Genomic DNA, 24,972 nt, shown 5'->3' with positions numbered 1-24,972 from the left:
ATATTGTTTGCAAAATAAAAAGCCCCGCGAACGAGTTCGCGGGACCTTCTCTCTCTAATGTACTAAAATGTTAGTCGTTCTTGTTGCGCTTTACCTTGTTTGCCACAGCCTTGGCGCCCTTCTTGACCTTGCCGAAGATGGCGTTGGGCAACCAGAAGAAGGTAGGAATCAGGTACATGGTAAGGATTGCAGACACAATCAAACCACCCACAGAAGCGATACCCATAGGCTGGGTCATTGCTGCCACATCACCACCCATTGCAAATGCCAGCGGAAGCTGAGCCACAACGGAAGCAAGTGTTGCAAGCACGATGGCCTGGAACTTGGACTTTGCTGCGGTCATCACAGCGGAACGTCGTCCCATGGCACCGCTTCGTAGCAGTCGGTTTGCTTCGTCAAGCAATAGAATAGCGTTGTTCACCACCACACCGATAAGCATCACGATAGCCATCAATGCAATCATGGACAGAGCCTTGCCTGTAAAGATGAGGCCCAGGAACACACCGATTGCACCCATAGGAATGGTAGTCATGATGATGAAGGGCTGTGCGAAGCTTTCCAGCAAAGCCACCAGCAAGATGTAGGTCATGAGGATAGCCATGATGATTGCTGCGATAAATTCTTCCACCATGTCGTTCTGCATGTCTGCGTTACCGCCGAAGCCCGTGGTAACACCATCAGGAAGCTGGTCCTTCATTTCTGCAGCAAGAGCGCCAACCTTACCCATGATTTCACCAGTGGTGTGACCCGGGAGCAAGTTCATAGAAACGTCAATTCGGGTGCGCTTACGCTTACGTTCGATCTTGGTAGGACCTGCACCGTCTTCGATGAAGAAGAGTTCCTTTGCAGAAACGTAGCCCTTCGGAGTGAGCATGGGGAGATCTTCAATGTCGGCGTGAGTTGCGCGGTCCTTTTCCTGCATACGGAAGTAGACGTCGTATTCTTCACCGTTTTCAGAGTAGGTACCAGCTTCGTAACCGCTGACTGCAATGTAGTTGTAGGTAGCCATCTGCTGGACGGTGGTTCCATAGTCTGCCATGGCCTGGCGATTCGGAATCATGCGGATTTCAGGCTTACCAGCTTCGTAGCTGGACTTGATTTCAACGACACCTTCAATCTTTTCGGCAACGGCAGCCTTGAGAATGTCGGCGGCCTTAATCACGGAGTCTGCGTAAAGACCGCTAACTTCAAGCACCACGTCACCGGCGGAGTTGTTACTCATTTCGGAAGCGGAGGTGCTCTTGACGGAAATGTAAGCGTCAGGAATGTCGGCCAGGTAAGGACGGATGGAGTCCACGATTTCGTCGGTACTGCGGGTACGGCCTTCCCAGCGCTTGATCATCTTGTAACGCATCTTGGCCTGGTTTACGGAGGTAAAGCCGCTTTCGCCACCCACCGTCACACTGTACTGGCTGATTTCGGGAATGCCCTTCAGGCGGGATTCAATGATCTTGGTAACGCTATCCGTTGTTTCGATATTGGTACCCACAGGCATTTCCAAAGTCACTGCCATCATACCCTGGTCCTGACGGGGAGAAAGTTCCACAGTCATGTGGTTCTTTACCATGTAGCCCACGAACATCACCATGGCGACAAGGGCGCCAACCTGGAAAATCACACCGAAAATGGAGAGTGCAAAGCTAAGGGTCTTGAGGTAGATGAAGCGTACGCCGTTCATGATGGCGGGGAAGATTCCCATGATGGCACCAAAGAATCTGCCGATGATGCCCGGCTTTTCCTCAATGATGTTGCCATTCTCGTCACGCTTCTTGCCCTTGAACAGGTAGGCTGCCATCAGCGGGGTAAGAGTGAAGGTGATGAGGAGGGACACAACCGTTGCGAACACCATGGTCATACCGTAGGTCTTGAAGAAGATACCCACGATGGACTTCATGAATGCGATAGGCACGAACACGCAAACGTTGGTGAGGGTAGAAGCCATAATGGCCACCATGATTTCAGAAGTACCCTTATAGGCAGCTTCCTTGGGATCAAGGCCTTCTTGCAACTTGGCGTTAATATTTTCAAGCACCACGATGGAGTTGGTCACCAACAGACCCACTGCAGAGGAAAGTGCCATCAAACTCATCATGTTGATACCGAAACCGGCGAAGTACATGAGAGTGAAGGAACCCACCACGGAAATCGGCATGGTCAGGGCTGCGATAAGCATGGTTGAAAGCTTACCCAGGAACAGGAGCAACAAGACGGAGGTCAAGAGAATTGCGACGATAATGTTCTGAATCACGTTGTCGATAGATTCGCTAACTGCTTCAGACTTGTCGTAAACCAGGTGAAGTTCGAAACCAGGAGGCAGAGTCTTGTTGACTTCATTCAGACGCTTGATCACACCCTGGGCGACTTCCACCACGTTTGCGTCAGAGCGCTTCTTGATATCCAGAGAAACAGAGTTGATGCCGTTGAAACGAGATGCAGAAGTAATGGTCTTGACGGTGTCCTTCACCTTTGCGACTTCGCCCAGCTTGATAACGCCAGAAGCGGTGGGGAGGTCCAGGTTGCGGATTTCATCGAGGCTGCGGAACTTACCGGCAGTACGCACAGAAGTATTCTTGCGCTTACCGATGACTTCACCCACAGGGTTGTTGATGTTAGAGGCTCCGTACATACCCATCATGGTAGCGATATCTACGCCACGGTTCTTGAGCATGTCCTTGTCCAATTCCACAGAAATCTGACGGGTGGTACCACCGAAGATATCGACGCTAGCAACGCCGGGAACGGAAGTGAAGAGGGGCTGAATGTCGTCTTCCACCTTCTGGCGGAGTTCGGTAGAGTTTGCGGGACCGGTGAAGGAGATGGACATAATTGCAGAAGCGTTAATGTCCACCTTGGAAATGATCGGAGCTTCCGCTGCGTCAGGGAAGTCGGCTGCAGCCTGTTCCACCTTGGCGCGGACGTCGTTTGCGGCCACGTCAACGTTGATGCCCATGTTAAACATGGCAACGATAATGCCGTAGTTTTCCATACAGATGGACTGCACGTAGTCGATACCGTCCACCAGTTCCACCTGTTCTTCGGCGGGCTTAATAATTGTAGATTCGATTTCTTCCGGGTTTGCACCAGGGTAGACAACCACTGCGGTTACAACGGGAATATCGAATTTCGGCATCAAGTCCACCACCATCATACGGTAGGTGTAGATACCGAACACCACCACGGTCAAGATGACCATGAGCATGGTGATTGGTTTGTAAATACTTGCCTTAATCATTCAAAAAGTCTCCCGGGATTATTCTACGATGAGAACCTTGTCGCCGTCGTTCATCTTGGACTGACCTTCGACCATCACGACGTCGCCATCGCTAAGTCCATCTACAATCTGGACATCTCCGTTTGCCTGAACGCCAACCTGCACAATCTTGCGCTTGGCGTTACCTTCGCCATCAACAGTCCATACTGTGTTAAGACCGTTGCGGTAAACGATTGCTTCGGCAGGAACGACTACGCCGCTAACCTGCTGCATGTCCATGTCCGCTGTAATGTACATGCCGGGGAGGAGCTTCTTGTTCTTGTTATCGAAAGTAACTTCAACAGGGAAGAAGCGGGTCTGGGGATTGGCAGCCAGAGGAATAGTGGTCACCTTACCCTTCACCTTCTTGCCGTCGGCGAGGGTGACAGTTGCTGCAGCGCCCTTCTTGAAAAGACCGATGTCCTGGCTGGTAATGTTCAGCTTCAGGATGACCTGGTCCAGCTTTGCGATGGTGCAGAATGTACCCTGTCCCGGAACCTGTCCCACCTGGAACTTCATTTCGGTAACGACACCGGAAGAAGGTGCCAAAATCTTGTTTGCACGTTCCAAAGTTTCCAAGTTCATCTTGGCGATCTTCAGCTGCAGTTCCTGGGAATCCATATCCTGCTGAGTGATGCCGCCCTTGGCGTGGAGATCGCGCATACGTTCGGTTGCCTTTTCCAGGAGGGCGATCTGTTCCTTGGTCTGTTCCAACTGGGTGTTGTCTGCGGAACGTACGTATTCTGCGAGAACCTGATCCTTTGTGACGTTGCTGCCGACCTTTACGTTGATTGCGGCGAGAGGATCGTTCATCTTGGAAATGGCGTAAGTCTGCTGCATGCCTTCGATGGTGCCACTGAACTTGCGCACGTCGGTAAGCTTGGCCTTGGTTGCCTTTACGACGCGAGCGGGCTTGCCATTCTGCTTCTGGATTTCTTCGATGGTTGCAACCTTGGGCTTGTTTTCCTTTTCATCCTTTTTGAGGTCGCAGCCGGCGAAAAGCAGGGAGGCTGCCATGAGAGTTACGATTGTCTTAACGGTCTTGTTCATTTTCTTCCTCTTTTCTCTTAATATTCACCGGTTGCCTGGAGCAGAGCTTCGTATGCGGAGTTCCAGTTCTTGAGGGCTTCGAAGTATTCCAGCTTTGCCTTACGCAGGCTTACCAATGCGGTAAGCAGGTTTATCTGGGTTTCTCGGCCAACTTTAAAAGCTGCGTCGGTTAGATCGTAATTTTTTTGTGCCAGCTCTACGGAACGTTTCTTCATGTCGATTTGCTGACGTGCGTTTCCGAGGGTGCTGAGGCAGGATTCAATCTGCAGGCGGAATCCGCGTTCTGCCTGGTCCTTGAGAATCTGGGTGGAACGCAAGTCGGATTTTGCCTGGGCAACCTTTTCGGTGGTCTGCTTACCATTGAAGAGGTTCATGGTGACGGCAAGAGCGATATACTTGTTGATGTTCTTGTCCCAGTTAGGTGCATCCCACTTGTAGAATTCATTCTGCTTGTTTGAATATTCTACACCGCCCACAAGTACAACGGTAGGCTTGAAACTGCCTTCTTCGATGTCAACCAACTTGGTGTCGATTTCTTCCTTGGCGGCAAGCTGAGCCAGTTCCTTGCGGCGCTTCTTGACACCTTCCATGGAAAGGTCCGGCATAGGGGTCTTTTCGGGGTCGCGGAATTCACCAGTGAACTTTACTTCGGGATCATAGGGGAGGCCCATGATGTTGAGAATGCCGTTGCGTGCCACGATCTGAGTCTTCTTGAGGCCCTCGATACCCGACTTGAGGCCATCCAGTTCCAGCTGGGCGCGGACAACGTCCAGTTCTGTACCGAGGCCGCTCTGGTATGCCTGAGTGGCCAAATCCACGGCGTTCTGGAGGAGTTCCATGGTCTCTTCGGTGACGGCAACGGAACTATCCAGGAAAATGACGGTGTTGAAGGCTTCATCAACCTGGGCGCGGACGTCATTCTTGGTCTTTTCGAGGGTGATTTCGCTGGCGAGCTTTGCTGTCTTGGCAATTTCAATACCGGTACCCACCTTGCCGCCGGCGTAAAGAATCTGGGTGGCGGTGATGCCCAAACTGGACTGCCAACGGTATCCTTGAGCTTTCATGGCGGAAACAAGTCCGTCAATGCCGCCTGCGGCAGCCATATCATAGGCAGAGGGGGCGCCGTAATCGGGGTTTTGTGCCATTCCCTTCATGGCATCGGACATATCTGAACTTGCCTTGACGTCATCCAGGCCGAAAATTCGGGTCACTTTGGCAGAGAGATCGATGCTGGGGTATGCATTGCCGTAGCCTTCGCTAACTGCGGACTGAGTCTTTTTCAGGCTTTCTTCTGCAGATTTTACATCGGATGAGTTTTCAAGGGCCACCTTGATAGCTTCTTCGCGGGTATATACCTGTCCTGCGAACGTCTGAGCGGCCATGCTTAGGGCAATTGTCACAGCCATTGTGGCCGAAATAGCAAGTTGCTTAGACATAATTCTCCTGTTTAATTTTTTTACGTGCCAAATTTAGGAAAATGAGGGGGTGATTCAAGGGCTTTTTTCCCTAGGGTCTGTATGAACGGGCCATTTTGGCGTATGAATGAAGAAAAAAATGAAAGAACCCCCTTTTTTAGGGGGTTCTTTTACATAAAATGTAAAATATTTTTGGCTCTTTTTTCCTCAAAAATGGTTGTAAATGAGGTAAAAAAGATGGAAAAATTACATCAAACCGGGGATTTTCATGCCGCCTGTAATGTCGGAAATGCTGGACTGGGTGGCTTCATCTTTTTTCTTGACAGCGGAGTTGATGGCAGCCATGAGCAGGTCTTCCAGGGCTTCCACGTCGTCCTTGTCTACGGCATCCGGGTTGATCTTGATCATGGTGACCACGCCCTTACCGTTCATGGCGATCTTGACCATACCACCACCGGCTTCTGCTTCGAAACTCTGGGCTTTAAGATCGCTCTGGGCCTTCATCATCTTGCTCTGCATCTTCTGAAGGTCTCTCAACATTTTGCTCATGTCCATAGTATTATTCCTTTCTTATGTTCAAAAATGCGTGTCTAAATTGACTTTTTTCTTTTTTTTATAAATGTTCGCAGTTAAAATATGCTGATTTTATACAAAAAGACGAAAAATTTGGGCAAACATAGTTTTTTTTTAGTTGTCCTGCTCCGCCATTTCGAGGTCTTCTTCGGTCTGTTGCACGGTAACCTGGCGCTTGCTCTTGCGGGAATAGATTAGTTCCGCATTGAAAAGTTCCTTGAGGCGTTGGAGGCCCGGCTCCTTCTGGATATCCAGTTCATAGGGGGACATCTGGGCCTGCATTCGTTGGTGAAGTTCCTGGGCGTTGAGGGCACGGGTCTTCACGGAGAGTGCAACCGGGGTCTGTAGGCAATTTTCCAGAATCTGCTTTAGACGTTCCAGGTATTCCGGGTGTTCTTCCATCTGCTTGGGGCCCCAGGCGTCTTTACCGGCGTCGCCTACATAAGTCAGGGCGATGGGGAAGGGGGTTTCCTGGATGTTGCCCGTTTCAAGCACGGAATCGTTGAGGGCCACAGAAAAGGCGAAGTCTCCGTCATCGTTGATGCGGTTTCTGATGGAACCCCAGGCGGCAGCCACTTCGTAGCGGCTGTAGACGTCGCCGTAGTAACCTCCAGAGATGCCCCTTTCCATGGCGGCAAAGGGATTTTCTGCGGCTTGCTGGAGTGCCTTGGCTTCTTCCTGGGCGTCCAGCATATTCTGGACATCAGTTACTTTTTTTTTTAGCGCCTCTTGGTCAGCACTGGCCGAGGCGTTTGCGGGATCGTTGATGGCGGCAAGAGCTCGCCTCAAGTCGACGATTCTGTCGAGCCATGCCATTCGGGCGAATGTTGTTTCTACCAGAAGGCGGGGGTTGGTGCTGTAACGCAGTGTACCCTGGAGGTCGATCAGCATCTTGGAAATGCGGAGGATGTCTACGTTGCCAAGGCCGGGAACGGCGCTCTTGTACTTGGAGTACATTTCGTCGGAGACGTTCAGGGCGTCGGCGGTAAAGGCGTCCAGACGGGAGTACAGCAGGTTACGGAGGAACTTGCCGAAACCATCCAGCAGGGGAGTAAATTCGATACCGCGCTTGCAGGCGTCATCGACCATATGGAAGCAGGCCTTGAGGTCGTGGCTTTCGATGGCATTAATCAGCGTGAAGAACAGTTCTACAGGGGGAATGCCCAGAACGCTGCGTACGGCTTCGGCGGTCATTTCGCTGCCGGTAAAGGCGTAGGCCTGATCGAAATAGGTGAGGCCGTCACGCATGGAACCGTCTGCCTTTTCGGCGAACACGTCAAGAGTTTCGTCGGAGGCGTTGATGTTTTCCTGTTCGCAAATGTAGCGCAGACGGCTGCGGACCTGTTCTACAGAAAGGCGCTTGAAGTCAAAACGCTGCACGCGGCTAAGAATAGTCTGGGGCACCTTGTTGACTTCGGTGGTGGCGAAGATAAAGATTACATGTTCAGGCGGTTCTTCAAGAGTCTTCAGCAAGGCGTTGAAGGCACCGGTAGAAAGCATGTGGACTTCGTCGATGATAAAAATCTTGTACTTGCCGATAACAGGCGGGTACTGCACACGTTCGATCACGTCGCGGATATTGTCCACACCGGTATTGGAAGCGGCGTCGATTTCGAAAATATCCATGGGATTGCCGCCGGCAAAGTCCTTACAGCTGGGGCATTCGCCACAGGGGTGGAGCGGGTCGCCGCCGGTGCAGTTCAGAGTACGGGCGAGGATACGGGCACTGGTGGTCTTACCGACGCCGCGGGTTCCGGTAAACAGGAAGGCGTGGTGAAGACGGCCCCCTTCAATTGCATTCTGAAGGGTTTTTGCGATGTGTTCCTGACCGACCATGTCGGAGAAAGATTGCGGACGCCACTTACGGGCCATTGCTACGTATGCCATGGGCTGGAATATAGTAAAATAGTTTAAAGGGTAAAGTTTAAAGGGGACAGATTAAGGGGGGAGGATGGAGCCTGCGGCTCCTTTGAGGTTGTTAGGTCGCTCGCGGGGCTCGCTTTTTAGGTTTCAGACTCCAGGTTTCAGACAACTGGTATGAGGTGCTAGAAGTGAGGGGTGAGATATGAGTTATCAGATACGAGTTATGAGTTATTATAATCGCGCCGGAGGCGCCTAGAGTCACCCTGAGGACGTTCAGGGTCTTATGCACTCATGAGATTCCGAAACAAGTTCGGAATGACAAACGCAAACACTCGTCAAAGCCATATCTCATAAATCCTTTTCACTATTCACTGTTCGCCCTTCGCTGTTCACTATTTTATTGTATCTTTAGCAAAAACAAACGAGGTACTAATGAATCCGAATCTTGCTCTTTTGATCCTTTCCTGGCAGGTGGCTTGCCTTTTTCATGAAACTGAAACCGAAAAACTTTTGCCGGGTTCCGCCTCTGCAACTGAAGCCGAAAGCGATGAACTGGACAAGATTCATGACGAACTGACTCCGAACGTAAGTTGGGACGATTTCAATAACACCTATGGCAAGTTCCGCAACGCCAAGGATCGTATTGATGCCTGTGTGGCAGCCATCAAGGGTGAGTCCGAAGAATTTAAGCGTGCTGTGCTGAACGCCATGATCCGCGTGGCAGAAGCTTCTAACGAAGACGGAAACGCAAGCAACATTTCTCCCGAAGAAAAGGCCTTTATTGGCCAGGTGAAGGACGCCCTGGGAGTTTGATAGCTTAGAGCTTATAGTTTAAAGGTTAAAGTATAAAGGAAAAATCCTCGCAGTTGGACTGCGGGGATTTTTTGATGTTCAATCTTTTTTGAAGCCTGAAGCCTAAAGGTTAAAGTTTCTCTTTACGCTTTGACCTTTTCGCTTTCCGCTATCTCAGAACGATGTCGCCGTTAGCAACCAGCTTGTCGCGGAGCTTGTTGTGGGCCTTGTTCACTTCGTCGTCGGTCAAGGTGCGGTCCATGGTCTGGTAGGTCAGACTATAGACCATGTTCTTCTTGCCGGCTTCAATCTTTTCACCTTCGTAGATACTCTTGAGGGAAATCTTGGCAAGGTTCTTGGGATTGAGACCCTTGATGCGGGCGACGATTTCTTCGTGGGTGAGGCTCTTTGCCACTTCCAGGGAGATATCGCGGGTAGAAGGAACCTGACGACTGAAGGCCTGGAAGATAATCTTCTTGTGGCTTTCTTCAATCATCTTGTCCAGGTTAGCTTCCATCACATAGGTTTCGTAACCGATTTCGAAGGACTTGGCTACAGACGGATGCAGGGCGCCCATGGTGCCGAGAACGGTCTTGCCGCAGACGATTTCGGTCTGCTTGCCCGGATGCATAAAGGCTTCCAACTTTTCGGGAACGCGGAATTCGACAACGAGACCGCAGCGCTTGAAGAAAGACTGGACCAGACCCTTGAAGGCGGCAAAGTCAATCTGAGCGGGCTTGTCGTTCAGCGGGTTCACGTCGAATGCACCAGCAACGGTAAGGGCGATGAGGTTGGATTCGTCAAAGCCGTTGTCGCGGACGTCGGCACGTTCTCGCTTGAACTGACCCTTGGCCACTTCGAATAAGCGAACGGAGCCCGGACGGTTCTTTTCGTTTTCTGCAACGTTCTTCAGCAGGTTGGGCAACAGAGAAGTGGGAACGACGCCCAGTTCTTCGGACAGCGGGTTCAGAAGTGCTGCGGGGTTTGCACGACGGTCAGAAGCGTCGGTGCCGAAGAGAGCCTCGGTACGAGCCTTGCTGGTAAAGCGCAAGTTCAAGCATTCATGGAGACCCATGGCACTCAGAGTTCTGCGGATCTTGCGGTTCATCTGTTCCACAGCCGGCAGTTCGTTGGGCTGCATGGTGAACTTGGGCAGGCTGTAAGGAATGTTGTCGAAGCCTACGAGACGTGCCACTTCTTCAATAAGGTCAACTTCGCGTTCCAGGTCCGGACGGTTACCCGGAATTTCGAAGGTCATGGTTTCGCCGTTCTCTGCAGCCAGCTTCAGGTTGATGCTGGTGAGGTGCTTGCGGATCACGTCGGCAGCGATGTCCATGCCGATGATCTTTGCAACGCGGGAAACACGGAGGTCGATCTTGGTCAGTTCCTTCTGGTGGTCTTCGCCGGTGTATTCCACGCAACCCTTCAGAACCTTGCCGCCAGCCACTTCCTGGATCATGGCGCAAGCGTACTTGCTGTATTCGTCCTGGGTGGTGGTGTCGATGCCACGTTCGAAGCGGTAGCTGGAGTCGGAGCCGATGCCCAGACGCTTTGCCTGCTTACGGACGATGGTGGGGTTGAAGTAGGCGCTTTCCAAGAGAACGTTCTTGGTGGTGTCCACAATTTCGGATTCTACGCCGCCCATGGTGCCGGCTACGGCTACGGGACGGTCGCCATCGCAAATGACCAGTTCAGCTTCGGTCAGTTCGTGGTCGGTGTGGTCGATGGTCTGGATCTTTTCGCCCTTCACAGCGCGACGGACCTTGATCATGGAACCCTTCAGCTGGTCCATGTCAAAGCTATGGAGGGGCTGACCTACGTCCATGAGAATAAAGTTGGTAACGTCCACAACGTTGTTGATGGAGTTCATGCCGACGGTGTGGAGGAGTTTAGCCAGCCAGCTGGGGCTCTGCTTGACTTCAACGCCCTTGATGACGCGGGCGGTATAGCGGGAGCAACCGCAACCGGGGATAACTTCCACGGAAACAGCGGAGGAGGCTGCGTCGGCTTCTTCTACCAGGTTGTAGGAGAGGGGCTTCAGGGGGCGGTTAAACTTGGCTGCCAGTTCGCGGGCGACACCGCGGTGGCAAAGTGCGTCGGGGCGGTTGGGGGTGACGTTCAGTTCGAAGCAGACGTCGTACATGCCCAGGCTTACGAAAGGAGTGCCGGCGGGGATGGAGTCGTCCAGAACCATGATGCCACCGTGGTCGTCGGAAAGGCCGATTTCGTCTTCAGCGCAAATCATGCCGAAGCTTTCTACGCCGCGAATCTTGGACTTCTTCATCTTGAGGACGGAACCGTCGCTCATGGGAAGTTCTGCACCGATAGGAGCGAGAACTACGGTCTGGCCTGCTGCAACGTTAGGTGCGCCGCAAACCACCTGAACAACTTCCTTGCCGTTGTCGACTGTGGTGATGTGGAGGTGATCGCTGTCCGGATGGTTTTCGCAGGTGAGGACCTTTGCCACCACCAGCTTGTCGTAAACCTTACCCGGTTCTTCGATGCCTTCAACTTCCAAACCGATGGAAGTCAATGCCTTTTCGATTTCTGCCACAGATTCCGGCAGATCCACGTGACGCTTCAGCCAACTTAAAGAAACTTTCATCTTTTATTCCTTTTTTAACTGCATCCTGTACTGCAATCTTTTTTAAAGACAGCAGGCTCTTGTGCAGCCCATAAATTACGCGGGACAATTTAGAAATAATAAAAGCCTCGGTCTTGGGACCGGGGTGTTAAAATGCGTTTTGACAGCGTTGGAGACTCTTTGGGGCTGGACCTAGGCGAACTTTAATGCGGGCAGGATTTCTTCGACGAATGCAGTAATCCAGTCGGGGTTTGCATTTAGGCAAGGAATACGCTTGAGTCGAGGACCGCCAGCACTGTAATAGATCTGAGACGCCTCGTCGTCAATTTCGTAGATGGTTTCCAGGTTGTCGGCGGTAAAGGCCGGGCTTACCACAACGACGGGTTTGTTTTGTTCGCCCAGCTGCTGCAAAGTCTCTGCCAGTGATGGCCCCAACCACTTTCCAGAGGGGAGCTTGCCGGGCTTGTACTTACTTTGATAAACCAGGTGGGCTTCTCCGCTGAATTTGTCGCCTGCAATTTCTGCGAGGCTTTGGCAAATGCTCTTGAAACTTTGTTCGCAGTCGCTGCGGTAAGGGTCGCTTGCGTTTTCTACACGCCAACTTTGGATCGAATGGAATGACACAAGAAGGGTGTCTTCCTCTTCGATTTGCTCGCTAATGGTTTTTGCCACTTCTCGGGCCCAGGCTTCGTTTTGGCAGAAACCTGTGGCAGATAAAATCTTCCCCTTGAACTTGATTTTCCTGGCACAGTCCAATACGTTGTCGATGGCTGCCTGTGTGGTAACGCCAGATCGCTGCGGGTACAAAGGCAGCATGTGAACTGTGTCGACACCGTCTTTTTCAAGTTGCTTTAGGGTTTCGCTAATGGATGGAGTACAGCCGTATTGATAGGCGAGACGGATTGTGACGTAGTCTTCAACCTTGTGCTGTTCCAGTGCGTCCGATGCGACGAATTTCCTGCGGAGTGCCGTCAGAAATTCTTCAGAGTACGTTACCAGCGGCATTTCCTTGAAATCGTTGCTGTTAAACATCTGAAGGTATTTGTCGTAACTAGAAAATTTGCCCTTTGGCAAAATGACGAACTTTAATAGCAGCTTCCAAAATAAGCTCTTCTTGCCTATGGTATGCCAGTCTCCAAGAAACTGATGGAGATAAGTCTCGATGTCATCGACATCAAGATTGGCGGGGGAGCCTAATTGAACCAGAAGAAGAGCGGTTGACATTACCTGCGGCGGCTCTGCTGGAAGTTGTTTTCCTTGCGTTCGTAGGGCTTGCGCTTCAGCTGGTCTAGAACAGATTGCAGTTCCTTGGGCAGGGGGCAATCGAAAACTTTCTTTTCGCCCTGCCAGTCGAATTCCAGACGGCAACTGTGGAGGAATAGACGGTGCAGGCCCAGCTGCTTCTTGATTTCGCGATTCAGGGCGAAGTCGCCGTAGCGGGAGTCGCCCAGCAGGGGGTGACCGATGCTTGCGAAATGGGCGCGAATCTGGTGCATACGACCGGTTTCCAATTTAATCTTAACCAGGTCGAAACCGATGTAATGCTGCTTGACGCGGTAATGGGTGACGGCCTCCTTGGCGTCCTTGGAGTCTTCGCCAACTTTCATCTTGCTACCCTTGGCGGCGTCGGTGCGGGTCAGTTTTTCGCTGATGGTGCCGCGGTCCTTGGAAAGGTTGCCCTTGACCAGGGCGAAGTAATACTTGTCTACTTCGTGTTCGCGGATCATGCGGGTAAGTTCGCGGAGGGTGTCGCCGTGGAGGGCCACCATGATCATGCCGGAAGTTTCCTGGTCCAGTCGGTGGGCGATGGTGGGCTTGAAGTCCAGATCTTCCTTGCGGCCCCATTCCCACAGGTATTCCACCAGGCTTTCGCCGGGCTTGGTGCCGGAACCGGGCTGGCTTGCCAATCCCGAGGGCTTGTTCACGATCAGATAATCTTCGGTCTGGATGACGATGTCCAGTTCCTGAGCGCCCCAGTTGGACTGCTTCTCGGCGCCAGACATGTTCTTGCCCCAGGTGGATTTGTTCTTGGCGAAGCCTGTGACCGCAGATTTGTCGCGGTTTGCGCCTGCTGCGGAACCCGCTGCACCGGGGAAGGAAATGATGTTGGATTCGCCTGCCTCGTAGGCGGCTTCTACTTCGGCCTTGATCTGTGCGGACTGGGCGCGGCTCATGTCCTTTTCTTCTTCGGAAACGGACTTGAAGTTTTCATAGATGTTTACCAGATCGCCTTCCTGGAGCATCTGGTTTGCCTTGGCGACCACGCCATTGACGCGGACTTTCTTCTTGCGGATGACGGAGAAGAATACGGAGAGGGATTCCTCGGGGAAAGCCTTGCGGAGGAATCGGTCGAGACGCATATTTGCGAAGTTGCGGTCAATCTGGCGAGTTATCATGTTTTAGTGGTTAGTGATTAGTGGTTAGTGATTGGTGATTAGTGGATGGTGAATTCCTTTCTACTGTCTACTAACCACTGTCTACTGTTTACTTCTTTTTGCGTAGTGGGCTAGGCGGATGCCATCGGCGGCGCTGGTGACGATTCCACCGGAGTAGCCGGCACCTTCACCAAGAACGTAAAGACCCTTGGTGTTGACGCTTTCTAAAGTTTCGTTATTGCGGGTGATGCGGAGGGGAGAACTGGTTCGAGTTTCCGGCGCCACAATCAAACCTTCTTCAATAAAGCCTGGAATCTTCTTGTCAAAATTCTGGAAGCCTTCTGCCAGGGAAGCGCAGATGGTCTTGTCCATCCAATCCCACATATTGCTGTTTACCAGGCCGCAGGGGTATGTGGTCTTGGGCAGATTCTTGTCGACGCGTTTTGCCAAAAAGTTCTTGATGGTCTGGGCGGGAGCGGCGTAGTTCTTACCGCCAACTGCGTAGGCGTCGGCTTCAATTTTGCGCTGCAGGTCAAGACCGCCAAAGAGGGTGCCGGCAGTCTTGATATCGAAACCTTCTGCACCCGGTGTAATAGGAACTGCGATGGCGCCGTTGGCCAAAGGACCGTTTCGATGGCTGTAGCTCATGCCGTTGGTGGCGAGAGTGCCGGGTTCTGAAGCGCAGGGCACCAGGACACCACCGGGGCACATGCAGAAACTGTAGGCGGAACTGGTCTTGTTCAAGGTCGGCGTTGCCAAAAAATATTCTGCGGAACCGGTAAGTTTAGTATCAATGTCGCGACCCAGCTGGCGCATGTTGATAAGCATCTGCGGGTGTTCTACGCGAACGCCCATGGCGAACGCCTTGCTTTCGAGAGAGACTCCGCGAGCATGGAGCATCTCGTAAATGTGACGTGCAGAATGGCCTACGGCGAGAACCAGTGCCTCGCAAGGCTGCCAATGGCTGGGGCAGATTTCTGCGAAGTCTGCAGAAGGAACTTCTCCCAAATTACGGCGGGACACGTCCCGCAGCTTGATGCTGCAAATCCGTCCGTCCTTGATTTCAATATCTTCCAGGGTGGTGCTGTAATGAATCTTGCCGCCCAGTCGTGCGATTTCGGCGCGAAGCTGACGTAACATCAAAACCAGTCGGTCCGTGCCGATGTGGGGCTTTGCAAAGGTGACTACGGATTCATCGACGCCGAAGGATACCATGTCCTTTAGTACCGCTTCAGAAAACAGGTTGCGACTGCGGGTGTTCAGTTTTCCATCACTGAAGGCACCTGCGCCACCTTCGCCATAGAGCACGTTGCTGTATGCATTGAATTTTCGGTCTACAAAGAAACGGCGGATATCCCTAAAACGTTCTTCTACCAGTTTGCCTTGTTCGTAGAGGTCCACAGAAAAACCCTTGCGAAGCAAGTGTAGGGCTGCCCACAATCCGCTGGGACCTGCGCCGATCACATCCACATGGCCTGCCATGGGAACGGTGTTGCGTTGGGGATCATTTTCCAGGGATTCGGTTTCTCGTGTGGCGGCCACCAAACCCTTGGCGTGATTGCCCGTGGCTCGCAACTGGCGCTTTACTTCAAAAATGACATTGTAAGACCACTTTGGGTCTCCCTTACGGCGGCTATCCAGAGAAAAACGTTCCACTTCCAGATTGAAGATTTCTTCGGGATGGATTCGCAATTCCCGGGCCAAAGCGGCTCGGTACTCACCCTTTTTGGCGAGGGCGACGGAAAGTTCTCTGTAGCGGTAGGTATACATCAACCCAAAGGTAGAAATTTACAGCGTACCTTCGTAAACCACAAGACGTTTTCCGTCGATGGTGACGGCCATGCCGCTTTCCAGAGCGTTGAAGGCACCCTTGGCCAGGGCGAGCCATACCAGGCGGGGGTTGATCAGAGGCAAGGTTTCTGCAGGAATTCTGCTTTCGCCGTCTACAATTACGCCGCGAACGTCTCGGAGTACGGGAATGTATTCTTCGGTCAGAGTGTTGCACAGCAAGATTTCGTTGCTGTCGCGACGCAGAAGCATGTAGGCTTCGGTGGGGGTCTTTGCGCGAAGGATACGGCCGTTGGCGCGGGCAATATCTGCAGAGGCGCAGCCGCCCTGTTCGCCCTTCACCAGTTCGTTACCCACGTGGAGGACTCGGATGGTGTTCACAATTTGTGCGCTAATGGGGTAGCCGGAAGCCATGACGATGCGGTCGGAAATGTGGACGGCTCCTGCGTCGTAGGCGCTCTTGATAGCGTTCTGCACCATGGAATCGGAGTCGTTTACTTCTTCGGCAAACAGAGGGAATACGCCCCAGTTCAAGAGGAGCTGGCGCTTGACCTGTGCGAAGGGAGTTACAGCAAGGATCGGCTGACTGGGACGGAACATGCTGATCATGCGGGCGGTGTTTCCGGTAAGCGTCGGCGTGATGAGGGCAGCGGCGTTCACTTCGCGGGCGGTCTGGTAGGCGTTCTGGGAAACGATGCGGCTCATGTCGCCCTGCAGATCCATTTCGAAGGATTCCCGCATCTTCTTGTAGTATTCGGGAGAATATTCTACGGTAACTGCAACGCGGACCAGAGTTTCTACCGCTTCGATGGGGTAGAGACCGTTGGCGGTTTCGCCGGAGAGCATCACGGCGTCGGTACCGTCGAAAATAGCGTTAGCCACGTCGGTCAATTCCGCACGGGTGGGGCGGGGGTGCTGAATCATGGAGTCCAGCATCTGGGTGGCTGTAATGACGGGCTTGCCCAGCTGGCGGCAGACGCGGATGATGTGCTTCTGGGCCAGAGGAATTTTTTCGGTGGGCAGCTGAACGCCAAGGTCACCGCGGGCAATCATGATGCCGTCAGCCGTGGCGGCAATTTCGCGGATGTTGTTCAGACCTTCTTCGTTTTCAATCTTGGCGATAATCTTTGCCTTGGAATTGAGACTATCCAGATAGCGACGGATTTCCTGGACTTCGCTGGCGTAGCTTACGAAAGAGGCGGCGATAAAGTCTACGTCCTGTTCGGCACCGAACTTGATGTCGTTCTTGTCCTGTTCGCTCATGATGGGAAGGCCGGCGTGAAGACCGATCAGGTTCACGTTCTTCTTGCTTCCGATGGCTGCGGAATTCTTGGCGACGCACTTGACGGTAAAGCCGTCCGTTTCTTCTACGTCTAGTTCCAGGAGGCCGTCGGCAATAAGGATGCGGTGGCCGGGTTCAATCTTCTGGGGCAATTCCTTCCAGGAAAGGCTCAGCTTTGCCGGTTCGTTTTCTGTGGCGCCCTTGGTGAGGGTGTCGTCGACGGTTACCCAAACTTTGTCGCCCTTGTTGAACTGGATGACGGCATCACCCTCGGTATTGCCGGTGCGGATTTCGGGACCCTTGGTGTCCAACATCAAGGCGATGGGTCGCTTGAGGTTGGCAGAAACGCGCTTCACCCTGTCCATGGCATCCTTGTGGGATTCGTGGGAGCCGTGGGAGAAATTGAATCGGGCCACGTTCATGCCTGCGATAATCAGGCGGGAGACAACCTCGTCATCCTTGGTGGTGGGGCCCATGGAGCATACAATTTTCGTCTTGTGGGTGAACATTTTTCGCCTCTTTTTTTTCGTCAGAAATCAAACTATTAATTTTCGGCGCCAATGATAAAAATTTTTAACACCTTCCCAAAGGGTAAAAGTGAACGTACTAAAAATGTATGAAAAAGGCGGGGCATAAGCCTCGCCTCTCAATGTTCTTTCTTTACCGTATGCGGTACTTTTACGCTTACCGTATTAAAAAATGTAGTTCACGCGGATACCGCCGTAGATGTCGGTGTATTCATCGCGCTTGCTATCGGGACGCAGATACATGGCCGTGCCGGCAAACCATTCGCTGCTCCAGTGCTTGGTGTGGTTCACCTTTACGTTCAGACCACCAAGAATATCCATTTCTGTTTCATCCTGTTCGCCATCGTCTTCCCAGGTGGTAAGCAGGTAGCGGAATTCTCCGTTGATGCCAAGCGTCAGGAACTTGTTCATGAGGGGAATCGTCATTTCTTCGTCGACATTGATTTCGGATTCCTTCATTTCGTCGCGAGTATAGTTCTTGAAGCGGGGGCGGACAATTAGGCTGTTCTGGAGAAGGTCTGTTTCCAGAGTCCATGAAAGGGGATATGTGTGTTCCAGATAATCGGCGCCGCCGAAGTAATAACCCATCTTGCCCCAGGTAGAATCAGCGAGGTCCAGCAAGTTGGCAAGGCTATCCTTGTAGAATTTGGAATAGTCAGATCTGATAGAGAGGACTCCACCCACCTTGACAATGGATTTACCCTGTTTCAGGGATACATCTGCTGCCCAGGTATGTCTGAAAATTCTTTCCTGGAAATTGGAGGCCAGGTAGTCTTCAATGGCATAGCCGGTGTACTGAGCCCAACGTTCTGCGTCTACGGTTGTGGAATTTTCGTTGTCGGTCAGTTCAATAGTTTTCTTTCCCTTGCGAGGTGCAAACCAATCGTCTAGGAAAACTCCGTCCTTGTAGAACTGGTTCACCTGCAACTGGTAGGGACGATATTGAGTGCGGTATTCAAGATTGTAATTCAGTCTTGTAGAAATGTTGTTTGAGATCTTGAATGTGTTTTCTAGAGAGAAATTCTGGATGTACTTGGTTCTGTCGTTATCCAGTTCATGTTCTTCCTGCCAACTGTCGGATGCCTCGTCAAAGAATCCCCAACGGGTTCCTTCACCAAGGCCGAATAGGTTGGTGTTTCCGTGGTTGGCTGCGTTCTCTACGTTAATCTGGTAGGCGAAACCAAGAGTCCAGTAATCTCGGATTTCCTGTTCAATGCGGCCGCCGAATTCGCGGGTGTCGGAAAGCTGGTCTGGGGAACCTGCGCTGTAGAAGTCTTCGCCTACATACTTGACGTGAGCCGAGATAGTTGTCTTGTAGATGCTCCAGTCAAGAGAAGCGCCGATGGCGAAATTCTGACTGCCCCAGTTGAGGCCCATAACGCGGCTGTCTTCGATATCGCTGTCTTCTTCACGCTTGGCAAGTTTCGCATCGCGAATGAGGGTGCGCAAGGAGTCGCGCATCTGGCTGCGGGTGAGGGTGGTGTTGTCTCCGAAAATGTTGTAGAGTTCCTGGTCGCTGAGGGTGCGAATTCGGGATTCGTTGTTCATAAGCTGACGGAGAGTTCCCATGGAACTTACGTTCAGTCCTGCTTCGCTAAATACCTTGTTTGCTGCGCGTTCCTTGGCGACGTCGGCGGTGTCTGCGCGACCTACGGCCACAGAGCCATTCAGTTCAATGTCTCCAGGATAGAATAGCCAGTTTCCGTCGGCGTACATGGTGAAGGAAGTCTGCATCGGTTCGCCGGTACTTCTGCTGGAACCGTCGCGGAGCAGCGGGTCTTCCATTTCGTCGTTGGCGTAAATGATTCCCACGGTGGCGTCGAAACGGCGTACGGGCGCCCACTTGAAGGAGGCTCCGTAGGCAAGACGCTGGGCCTGGAGTTCTCCATCTTCAATGTATTCTTTGTAAATAAGGGGGTGACGGTCATTCCAGGCGTAAGGGCGGCGGGCTTCGCCAAAGAAACCGCCCAGTTCAAAGAGGGGCATGTCTGCGTTGTTTCTGAGGAGCGACATGGTGTAGCCTACACCGAAGATGGGTAGGTTTGACATGTAGATGTCCCCCTGACTTTTCTGGAAGTCACCTAGAACTAAATGGTTGACTTGGTCTGTGTAGGAGAGGGTGACCGGGTTTGGTGAGAAGTGACTCCAGGAGTCTGCAGAGAGGTCTGCGTTAAATTCGATGGTTCGACCGTCTGGAGACTGCATCAGCAAGTAGGCGCTGGCTTCAGCACCGAATCCCGGAACCTGGAATGTATTTTCGTAGGACTTGCCGGTGATGACATGGTGGTAGTTTCCGCCCAGCATGACGTTACCGATGATGTTCCAGGACTTTGCGGTAGAATCCTGCAGGGCGGATTCCTTTTCGCGGGACTTGATCAGGTTTCCGATCTTTTCGTCGGGGTCGGTAATACGTTTCTTGATTCCGAAAATCTGGGGGTCTTCGGAAAGGGCTCCTGCAACAGTTCTGGAATCTACCGTAAAATCGTTGGCGTTGCCGGAAATGCTTTCTGAAACGGAATTGTCGAGAACGTCAGCGGCGCTTGCTCCCACGGTATTTTTCGATATGTCGGAATTTTTCAGGGTCAGATGGCTGTTGCCCATATCCAGAATACCATAGCCGTTTTCCTGGATGGTGGTTCCGCTAGCATCAATGTATCCCAGATTGGAATTGTAGATGGCTACGGTGTTCTTCTTGAAGACAACGTTGTCCAGGGAGGCCTCGCCGTAGTTGGATACATGGAGGGCTGCACCCTGGTTGTCGGTAAATTCGCAGTCCGTGATTTCTGCCTTGCCGTTACGGATATAAAGACCGCGACCTGTACTGTTCTTGATAGAACTTCCGTGGAGGTTCAGCCCTGTGTTTTCAATGACGACTCCGTTTTCTGCATCGGTAATGACTGCGTTACGCAACTCGGATCCGTTTTCGCCAGAAATTGTGATGCCCTTCCAATCGCCGGCCTTGGGTGTCCTGGCTGCGGATTTGAAAACGACTGCTTCGGTGCTGATGCCTGCAGCCACAATCTGACCTTCGACTTTCAGCTTGGAACCGGGAGTGAACTGGAGGATGACTCCGGGTTCGATGACCAGGGCCGAAGCCTTGTCTACAAGCAAGTCTCCAGTGACAAGATAAGGGGATTCGCTTGCTCGCAGAAAACCGCGGATGTTTCCGCTAATGGCGGTGCCCCGAAGAATGGGGGACTTCTGTGCTGGGGTCTGTTCTGTCTGGGCTGCGGCTTGAGCTTCTGCCTGAAGTTCAGTTTGTGCAGAGGAAAGGCTTGCTGTTAACGCGATTGCTGTAATAAGAACGTGTTTCATTAGCGAACCTCGTAAATCTTAGTTGCGTTCAAGGTCTCTCCGCTCTTCAGGAATACCTTGATCTTGATTTCGGTAGTCTTTCCTCGGATGATTCCTACCTGCCTGTCAAAAGCTGTTCCATGAAAATCGGTTTCGGTGAGAACGTCATCCTTTTCGCCGGACTGGCTAATGACAATGCGCTTGATAAACTGGGGATTGTTTTCGGGCAGCCCGTTAACCTTGAAACGGATCATCTGGTAAAAACGATTGGTGTGGTTCTGGGGCGGGCGCGGAACGCGGAGGCGGATCTTCTTCGGTCCTTCGACATCCAGGGTGGCATTAGTCTTGGGGAAACATCCCAAGGTCTTGCTAGCCTTGCTTGTGTTGCCTGCCAGGTCTTCTGCAGTAAAGCTGTAGTTGTGGATGCCCTTGGTGGTCTTCAAGGTGTATTCACCGGAGTTTCCGTAAATCTGGTCGATGCCCTTGACTCCATCTACATAGGGGGTCAGTATGACCTGGTCACCTTCAGTATCCTTGATATTTAACTTGATAAAGCACTTGAGGGAATCGGTCCTTGTGATGCCGATGGTTGGAGAAATTGTATTGATGGTCTTGCTGTTCTTCTTGATGGCCAGCTTGAGTGTTGCCTTTTCGGTTCCGTATTTTTCAGAATTGTATTCCACTTCCACCAGTTCGCTGTTCCAGTTTTTCCAGGAGTCCTTGATGGATAGGTTGTAACGCAAGTGTCCATCGGGATTGCGCAGGAGCAGGTTGTCAGAAACCTTGCCATCGTGGGTTACCGTAAGGGTGGCATTGGGGTCGGACGGATCAAATCTTCCTTCGATGATGGTCGCAGACGGATCGCTAACGGTAAGGGGAGAACTGGTGATGAGAGTCAAGGGCTCGTGGCCTGCCACAGAATCCCTGGGGGCGGAACTGACATAGTAAGTGGCCAAGTTTCCGCAGTCAAAGCTGGTCTTTCCCACTTGGCAGGTGACTGTAAATTTCTTCGGACCTTGCTGTTTCGGAGACCATTCCGGGGTGAAGGTGACGGAGCCTTCGTCGGAGTTCTGCATTTCGCCGCCGATACCGACCTTGATGCCCTGGGTGCACTGGCCCTGGATTTTTACGGAGTTTTCGCGGATGGTGTCCGGCAGAGCCTCGAATTCGCAACGCACGCCATCCTTCAATTTTTTCAGGGCTTCTGCACGGAGCTTGTCCAGTTCGCCGGCTTTCTTGAGCAGTTCCTCTTCCGTGATGGTGGAGTCGCCTGCCAGGCTGTCAATCTTGTCCAGGAAATCGGCGTCGGCTCCTACGCTCAGGTCAATGACGACCAACTTGTCGCGGTGGGTGACAATGGCTTGATTTTCGTGGATGGATACGGCCTGAGTTCCCATGAACATGTCCATCTTACCAAAAATCAGGGCTGCAATGGGTGTCTGGCGTTCGCTAAGTCCTGTCAGACCGTAGGTTCCTCGGATAGCTGCCGTGGCAGTGCCCGTCTTGAACTTGAAATGACTTCCGCCATTCTGTTTCTGGACGTCGAACTTAATCTTGCCCGACTTGATTTCGGCGGTGATGTAATTCTTCCCGTCGTCTGTCATCACTTCGGTCATGGACACCAGGGAATTCTCTTCGATGGAAAAGTTACTTCCGTCGGGGAGGGCGATGATTGCCTGGGATTCCAGCAGGGTACGGATCAAGTCGCTCTGGTTGACCTTGTTTCCAACATTAAGGTCTTTCCAGTCTCCCTTGCCTTCCTTTTGGGTCGTTACTTCGCCAATGCGGGAACGGACCTTGCCCGAGGCGGACTTGGCGGCGAAGGAGTTGGCTACCAGAAGGGCCAGGAATATCGCGATAACTCTAGAATAGCGTGAACACATATTGCCTCTCGTTCAAAGGGGTCTTCATGTCTTTTGGGGCAAATATAGCTTTAGGGGAAGATTCCTTTTTGTATCAAAAATAAAAGTTTGATGTATTCCGTGGACTAAAACCCCTTGGAGATTTGCTCTTTTGGCGAAAAAAGCTATATATATAGAAGTATTTCATAAAAGGATAGCACTATGGAAGTTGAAGAACTGACCGTTGCATTCAGCGACGAAGACTCTGGCGAAGAAGTCATCAAGGAATTGGGCAAGGAGATCCTCTCCAAGGGCGCATGGCCGACCGTCATGTTCCACTATCAGGAAAAGGATCCCAAGACCGGTGAATTCGGTGAACCTAAGGTTAGCCTCCGTCGTTATCGCAAGATGAACGGAAACTTCAAGGCCCAGGGTAAGTTCAAGATTACCGGCAAGGCCCAGGCTGAAGCTATCATCGAAGTTCTCAAGAAGTGGTACAACATCTAATGGACCCTGCTAGTTATAACATCGACTTTCTTACCGAAGGCGACATCGAGAAGTTCCCTTATCAGGACAAGTTTGAAAAGATGGCTCGCAAACTCCTGGCCGAAGAAGGCAAGGAGAAGGACGTCAATATCGTCATGTGTTCCGACGAATTCGTCCGCGAAATGAACAAGAATTACCGCGGTCTGGACAAGGTGACCGACGTGCTCTCCTTTGAATGGCATGCCGAGTTCCCCGGTGAACCCGAAATGCTGGGTGAAATCTACATCGCCCAGGAACAGGTCCGCAGACAGGCTCCGGAGTACGGCAACACTTTCTACGCCGAACTGAAGCGTGTCATTGTTCACGGCCTTTTGCACCTGTCCGGTTACGACCACATCAAGGCTGCCGACCGCAAGGTGATGCGCGCCCGCGAGTGCGAATTTCTTGGACTTGACCCCTACAAGGAGAAGGACTGATGGAATCTCCTGAAAGTTGGGCGATTGTTTTTTTAATCCTTTTCCTTTTTGTTTCCTTCTCTTTCTCGTTAATCAAGGCTGTGTTCAGTGGCATTTACGCCAAGCGTGATGCCAAGGACCGCGAAGGCCGTGAAGAGAAGGTGGCCGCCCTGGTGGAACTGGGCGGATTCAACGAGACCATTTCCATTGGCCGAATCTTCTGCAATGTGGGTAGCGGTGTCCTGGGATTCTATCTGTTCGAGATGCTCCCCTGGGCAAAGGACTTCTGGATTCTTGCGTTCCTGGCCTATATGGTGGTGGCCTGCATCTGCATTTATACCCTTACGGTTTTCTGCGCCAACGTTCTCGGAAACCTGAAACCCGACACCTTGGCCATTGTGCTGATCCCTCTGTTCAAGTGGATCCGCCTGCCCTTTGCGGTACCCGCAAAAATCTGCCACTGGATGTTTGTCAAGATCTTGAAGGTCATGGGTTACGATTCCAAACTCAGCTTCTTGCCCGAAGAACGCCGCGACGCTGTTCAGGCCGACTTGTCTGACGTCCAGGGCGACGATGGCGAAGGTCTGGAAAAAGAAGAACGTCAGATGATTCTGAACATCTTCGACTTTGTGGAAACTCCGGTTCGCGAAATCATGACTCCCCGCGTGGACATGTGCGCCATCGATGCCGATACCAGCCTGGAAGATTTGGTGAAGGTGCTGAACACCGAACGCCATTCCCGCTTGCCGGTGTATAAGGAAACAGTCGACAACATCGTAGGTATCCTTTCTAACCGCGATTTTTTGCAGTGGTACACCGAACATCACGAAACCGAAACTTTCGACATCATGAAGTTGGTGATGCCGCCGGTATTCGTGCCCTACCACAAGAAAATTGACGACATGCTGACCGACCTGCGAAAGACCGGTAACCAGCTGGCCATTGTGGTCGACGAATATGGTGGAACCGCGGGCCTTGTAACCCTGGAAGACATCCTTGAAGAAATCGTTGGCGAAATCCGCGACGAAGACGACGTGGATGAGGAACAGGACGTCCAGAAACTGAAGGACGGCCGCTACATCCTGGATCCGCTGATGACCCTGTCCGACCTGGAATACGAACTGGGCGTGGAACTGGAAGCTCCGGAAAATTCCCATGTGGAAACCCTTTCCGGCCTGATCCAGGCAACCCTCGGAATCATTCCCTCTCCTGGCGCCGAAGTGGTCATCAAGGGCTACACCTTCCGTGTGCTCAAGATGGAAGGCAACCGCATGGAAAAGGTTCTCATGATCCAGCCCGGCAAGAACAAGCCCAAGTCCGGTCCCCGTACGCAGGCCTTCCGCGTCACTTGATTTTGTTTGATTTGGGGACGCAGATCGAGTCCCGCAAACCTAAAA

The 24,972-nt window shown here is 52.1% G+C and carries 16 protein-coding genes; 4 read left to right on the top strand and 12 right to left on the bottom strand.

Going from position 1 to position 24,972, the window contains the following annotated elements:
• Positions 1–70: 70 nt before the first annotated feature.
• The 5 genes from BUB38_RS03005 to dnaX all read right to left on the bottom strand — a co-directional run bounded on the left by BUB38_RS03005 (position 71) and on the right by dnaX (position 8,175).
• A complete protein-coding gene (locus BUB38_RS03005; RefSeq protein WP_073156860.1) occupies positions 71–3,232 on the bottom strand; it encodes an efflux RND transporter permease subunit in 3,162 nt (1,053 codons plus the stop codon).
• Positions 3,233–3,250: 18 nt separating this feature from the next.
• On the bottom strand, positions 3,251–4,300 hold the full coding sequence (locus BUB38_RS03000; protein WP_073156857.1) for an efflux RND transporter periplasmic adaptor subunit: 1,050 nt from the start codon (positions 4,298–4,300) through the stop codon (positions 3,251–3,253).
• A 17-nt stretch (positions 4,301–4,317) separates the two neighbouring features.
• Positions 4,318–5,736: a TolC family protein gene (locus tag BUB38_RS02995; protein ID WP_073156854.1), complete on the bottom strand. Its 1,419-nt coding sequence runs from the start codon at positions 5,734–5,736 to the stop codon at positions 4,318–4,320.
• Between the two features lie 225 nt (positions 5,737–5,961).
• Positions 5,962–6,270, bottom strand: a complete 309-nt coding sequence (locus BUB38_RS02990; protein WP_073156852.1) for a YbaB/EbfC family nucleoid-associated protein — start codon at positions 6,268–6,270, stop codon at positions 5,962–5,964.
• A 132-nt stretch (positions 6,271–6,402) separates the two neighbouring features.
• Positions 6,403–8,175, bottom strand: a complete 1,773-nt coding sequence (gene dnaX, locus BUB38_RS02985; RefSeq protein WP_073156849.1) for a DNA polymerase III subunit gamma/tau — start codon at positions 8,173–8,175, stop codon at positions 6,403–6,405.
• Positions 8,176–8,583: 408 nt separating this feature from the next.
• Between dnaX and BUB38_RS02980 the strand changes: the two genes are divergently transcribed.
• The gene (locus tag BUB38_RS02980) at positions 8,584–8,964 is read left to right on the top strand and encodes a hypothetical protein (protein ID WP_073156847.1); all 381 of its coding nucleotides are present in this window, start codon (positions 8,584–8,586) and stop codon (positions 8,962–8,964) included.
• 148 nt (positions 8,965–9,112) lie between these two features.
• Here BUB38_RS02980 and pheT read toward each other — a convergent pair whose 3' ends face one another.
• The 7 genes from pheT to BUB38_RS02945 all read right to left on the bottom strand — a co-directional run bounded on the left by pheT (position 9,113) and on the right by BUB38_RS02945 (position 22,676).
• Positions 9,113–11,548 (bottom strand): phenylalanine--tRNA ligase subunit beta, encoded by a 2,436-nt coding sequence (gene pheT, locus BUB38_RS02975; RefSeq protein WP_073156844.1) that lies wholly within the window; start codon positions 11,546–11,548, stop codon positions 9,113–9,115.
• A 171-nt stretch (positions 11,549–11,719) separates the two neighbouring features.
• Positions 11,720–12,751 (bottom strand): ferrochelatase, encoded by a 1,032-nt coding sequence (hemH, locus tag BUB38_RS02970; RefSeq protein WP_073156841.1) that lies wholly within the window; start codon positions 12,749–12,751, stop codon positions 11,720–11,722.
• A complete protein-coding gene (locus tag BUB38_RS02965) occupies positions 12,751–13,923 on the bottom strand; it encodes an RluA family pseudouridine synthase (RefSeq protein ID WP_073156839.1) in 1,173 nt (390 codons plus the stop codon). The genes hemH and BUB38_RS02965 overlap by 1 nt, the downstream gene beginning before the upstream one ends.
• 81 nt (positions 13,924–14,004) lie before the next feature.
• Entirely contained in the window at positions 14,005–15,672 is a 1,668-nt protein-coding gene (locus BUB38_RS02960) for an NAD(P)/FAD-dependent oxidoreductase (RefSeq protein WP_073156837.1), read from the bottom strand.
• An 18-nt stretch (positions 15,673–15,690) separates the two neighbouring features.
• Positions 15,691–17,481 (bottom strand): pyruvate kinase, encoded by a 1,791-nt coding sequence (gene pyk / locus BUB38_RS02955; RefSeq protein ID WP_073156834.1) that lies wholly within the window; start codon positions 17,479–17,481, stop codon positions 15,691–15,693.
• Positions 17,482–17,664: 183 nt separating this feature from the next.
• Positions 17,665–20,814 (bottom strand): right-handed parallel beta-helix repeat-containing protein, encoded by a 3,150-nt coding sequence (locus BUB38_RS02950; RefSeq protein ID WP_073156831.1) that lies wholly within the window; start codon positions 20,812–20,814, stop codon positions 17,665–17,667.
• On the bottom strand, positions 20,814–22,676 hold the full coding sequence (locus BUB38_RS02945; RefSeq protein WP_073156828.1) for a FecR family protein: 1,863 nt from the start codon (positions 22,674–22,676) through the stop codon (positions 20,814–20,816). The genes BUB38_RS02950 and BUB38_RS02945 overlap by 1 nt, the downstream gene beginning before the upstream one ends.
• Before the next feature lie 180 nt (positions 22,677–22,856).
• Between BUB38_RS02945 and BUB38_RS02940 the strand changes: the two genes are divergently transcribed.
• From BUB38_RS02940 to BUB38_RS02930, 3 genes are read left to right on the top strand one after another with little or no spacing between them, the layout of a single operon-like run.
• The gene (locus BUB38_RS02940; RefSeq protein ID WP_073156826.1) at positions 22,857–23,141 is read left to right on the top strand and encodes a hypothetical protein; all 285 of its coding nucleotides are present in this window, start codon (positions 22,857–22,859) and stop codon (positions 23,139–23,141) included.
• Positions 23,141–23,596, top strand: a complete 456-nt coding sequence (gene ybeY / locus BUB38_RS02935; protein ID WP_083538114.1) for an rRNA maturation RNase YbeY — start codon at positions 23,141–23,143, stop codon at positions 23,594–23,596. The genes BUB38_RS02940 and ybeY overlap by 1 nt, the downstream gene beginning before the upstream one ends.
• Complete coding sequence (locus BUB38_RS02930; protein WP_073156823.1) at positions 23,596–24,927, top strand: hemolysin family protein; 1,332 nt, start codon at positions 23,596–23,598, stop codon at positions 24,925–24,927. Before ybeY ends, BUB38_RS02930 begins: the two co-directional genes overlap by 1 nt.
• Positions 24,928–24,972 lie beyond the last annotated feature (45 nt).

This window comes from Fibrobacter sp. UWH5, from assembly GCF_900142505.1.
In the GTDB taxonomy this organism is placed as follows: Bacteria; Fibrobacterota; Fibrobacteria; order Fibrobacterales; family Fibrobacteraceae; genus Fibrobacter.
This window is presented reverse-complemented; position numbering and strand designations above follow the sequence as displayed.

Excerpts from the sequence above, each read along its gene's own strand:
- BUB38_RS03005 (WP_073156860.1), bottom strand. The coding sequence starts at position 3,232 with ATGATTAAGGCAAGTATTTACAAACCAATCACCATGCTCATGGTCATC.
- BUB38_RS03000 (WP_073156857.1), bottom strand. The coding sequence starts at position 4,300 with ATGAACAAGACCGTTAAGACAATCGTAACTCTCATGGCAGCCTCCCTG.
- BUB38_RS02995 (WP_073156854.1), bottom strand. The coding sequence starts at position 5,736 with ATGTCTAAGCAACTTGCTATTTCGGCCACAATGGCTGTGACAATTGCC.
- BUB38_RS02990 (WP_073156852.1), bottom strand. The coding sequence starts at position 6,270 with ATGGACATGAGCAAAATGTTGAGAGACCTTCAGAAGATGCAGAGCAAG.
- dnaX (WP_073156849.1), bottom strand. The coding sequence starts at position 8,175 with ATGGCATACGTAGCAATGGCCCGTAAGTGGCGTCCGCAATCTTTCTCC.
- BUB38_RS02980 (WP_073156847.1), top strand. The coding sequence starts at position 8,584 with ATGAATCCGAATCTTGCTCTTTTGATCCTTTCCTGGCAGGTGGCTTGC.
- pheT (WP_073156844.1), bottom strand. The coding sequence starts at position 11,548 with ATGAAAGTTTCTTTAAGTTGGCTGAAGCGTCACGTGGATCTGCCGGAA.
- hemH (WP_073156841.1), bottom strand. The coding sequence starts at position 12,751 with ATGTCAACCGCTCTTCTTCTGGTTCAATTAGGCTCCCCCGCCAATCTT.
- BUB38_RS02965 (WP_073156839.1), bottom strand. The coding sequence starts at position 13,923 with ATGATAACTCGCCAGATTGACCGCAACTTCGCAAATATGCGTCTCGAC.
- BUB38_RS02960 (WP_073156837.1), bottom strand. The coding sequence starts at position 15,672 with ATGTATACCTACCGCTACAGAGAACTTTCCGTCGCCCTCGCCAAAAAG.
- pyk (WP_073156834.1), bottom strand. The coding sequence starts at position 17,481 with ATGTTCACCCACAAGACGAAAATTGTATGCTCCATGGGCCCCACCACC.
- BUB38_RS02950 (WP_073156831.1), bottom strand. The coding sequence starts at position 20,814 with ATGAAACACGTTCTTATTACAGCAATCGCGTTAACAGCAAGCCTTTCC.
- BUB38_RS02945 (WP_073156828.1), bottom strand. The coding sequence starts at position 22,676 with ATGTGTTCACGCTATTCTAGAGTTATCGCGATATTCCTGGCCCTTCTG.
- BUB38_RS02940 (WP_073156826.1), top strand. The coding sequence starts at position 22,857 with ATGGAAGTTGAAGAACTGACCGTTGCATTCAGCGACGAAGACTCTGGC.
- ybeY (WP_083538114.1), top strand. The coding sequence starts at position 23,141 with ATGGACCCTGCTAGTTATAACATCGACTTTCTTACCGAAGGCGACATC.
- BUB38_RS02930 (WP_073156823.1), top strand. The coding sequence starts at position 23,596 with ATGGAATCTCCTGAAAGTTGGGCGATTGTTTTTTTAATCCTTTTCCTT.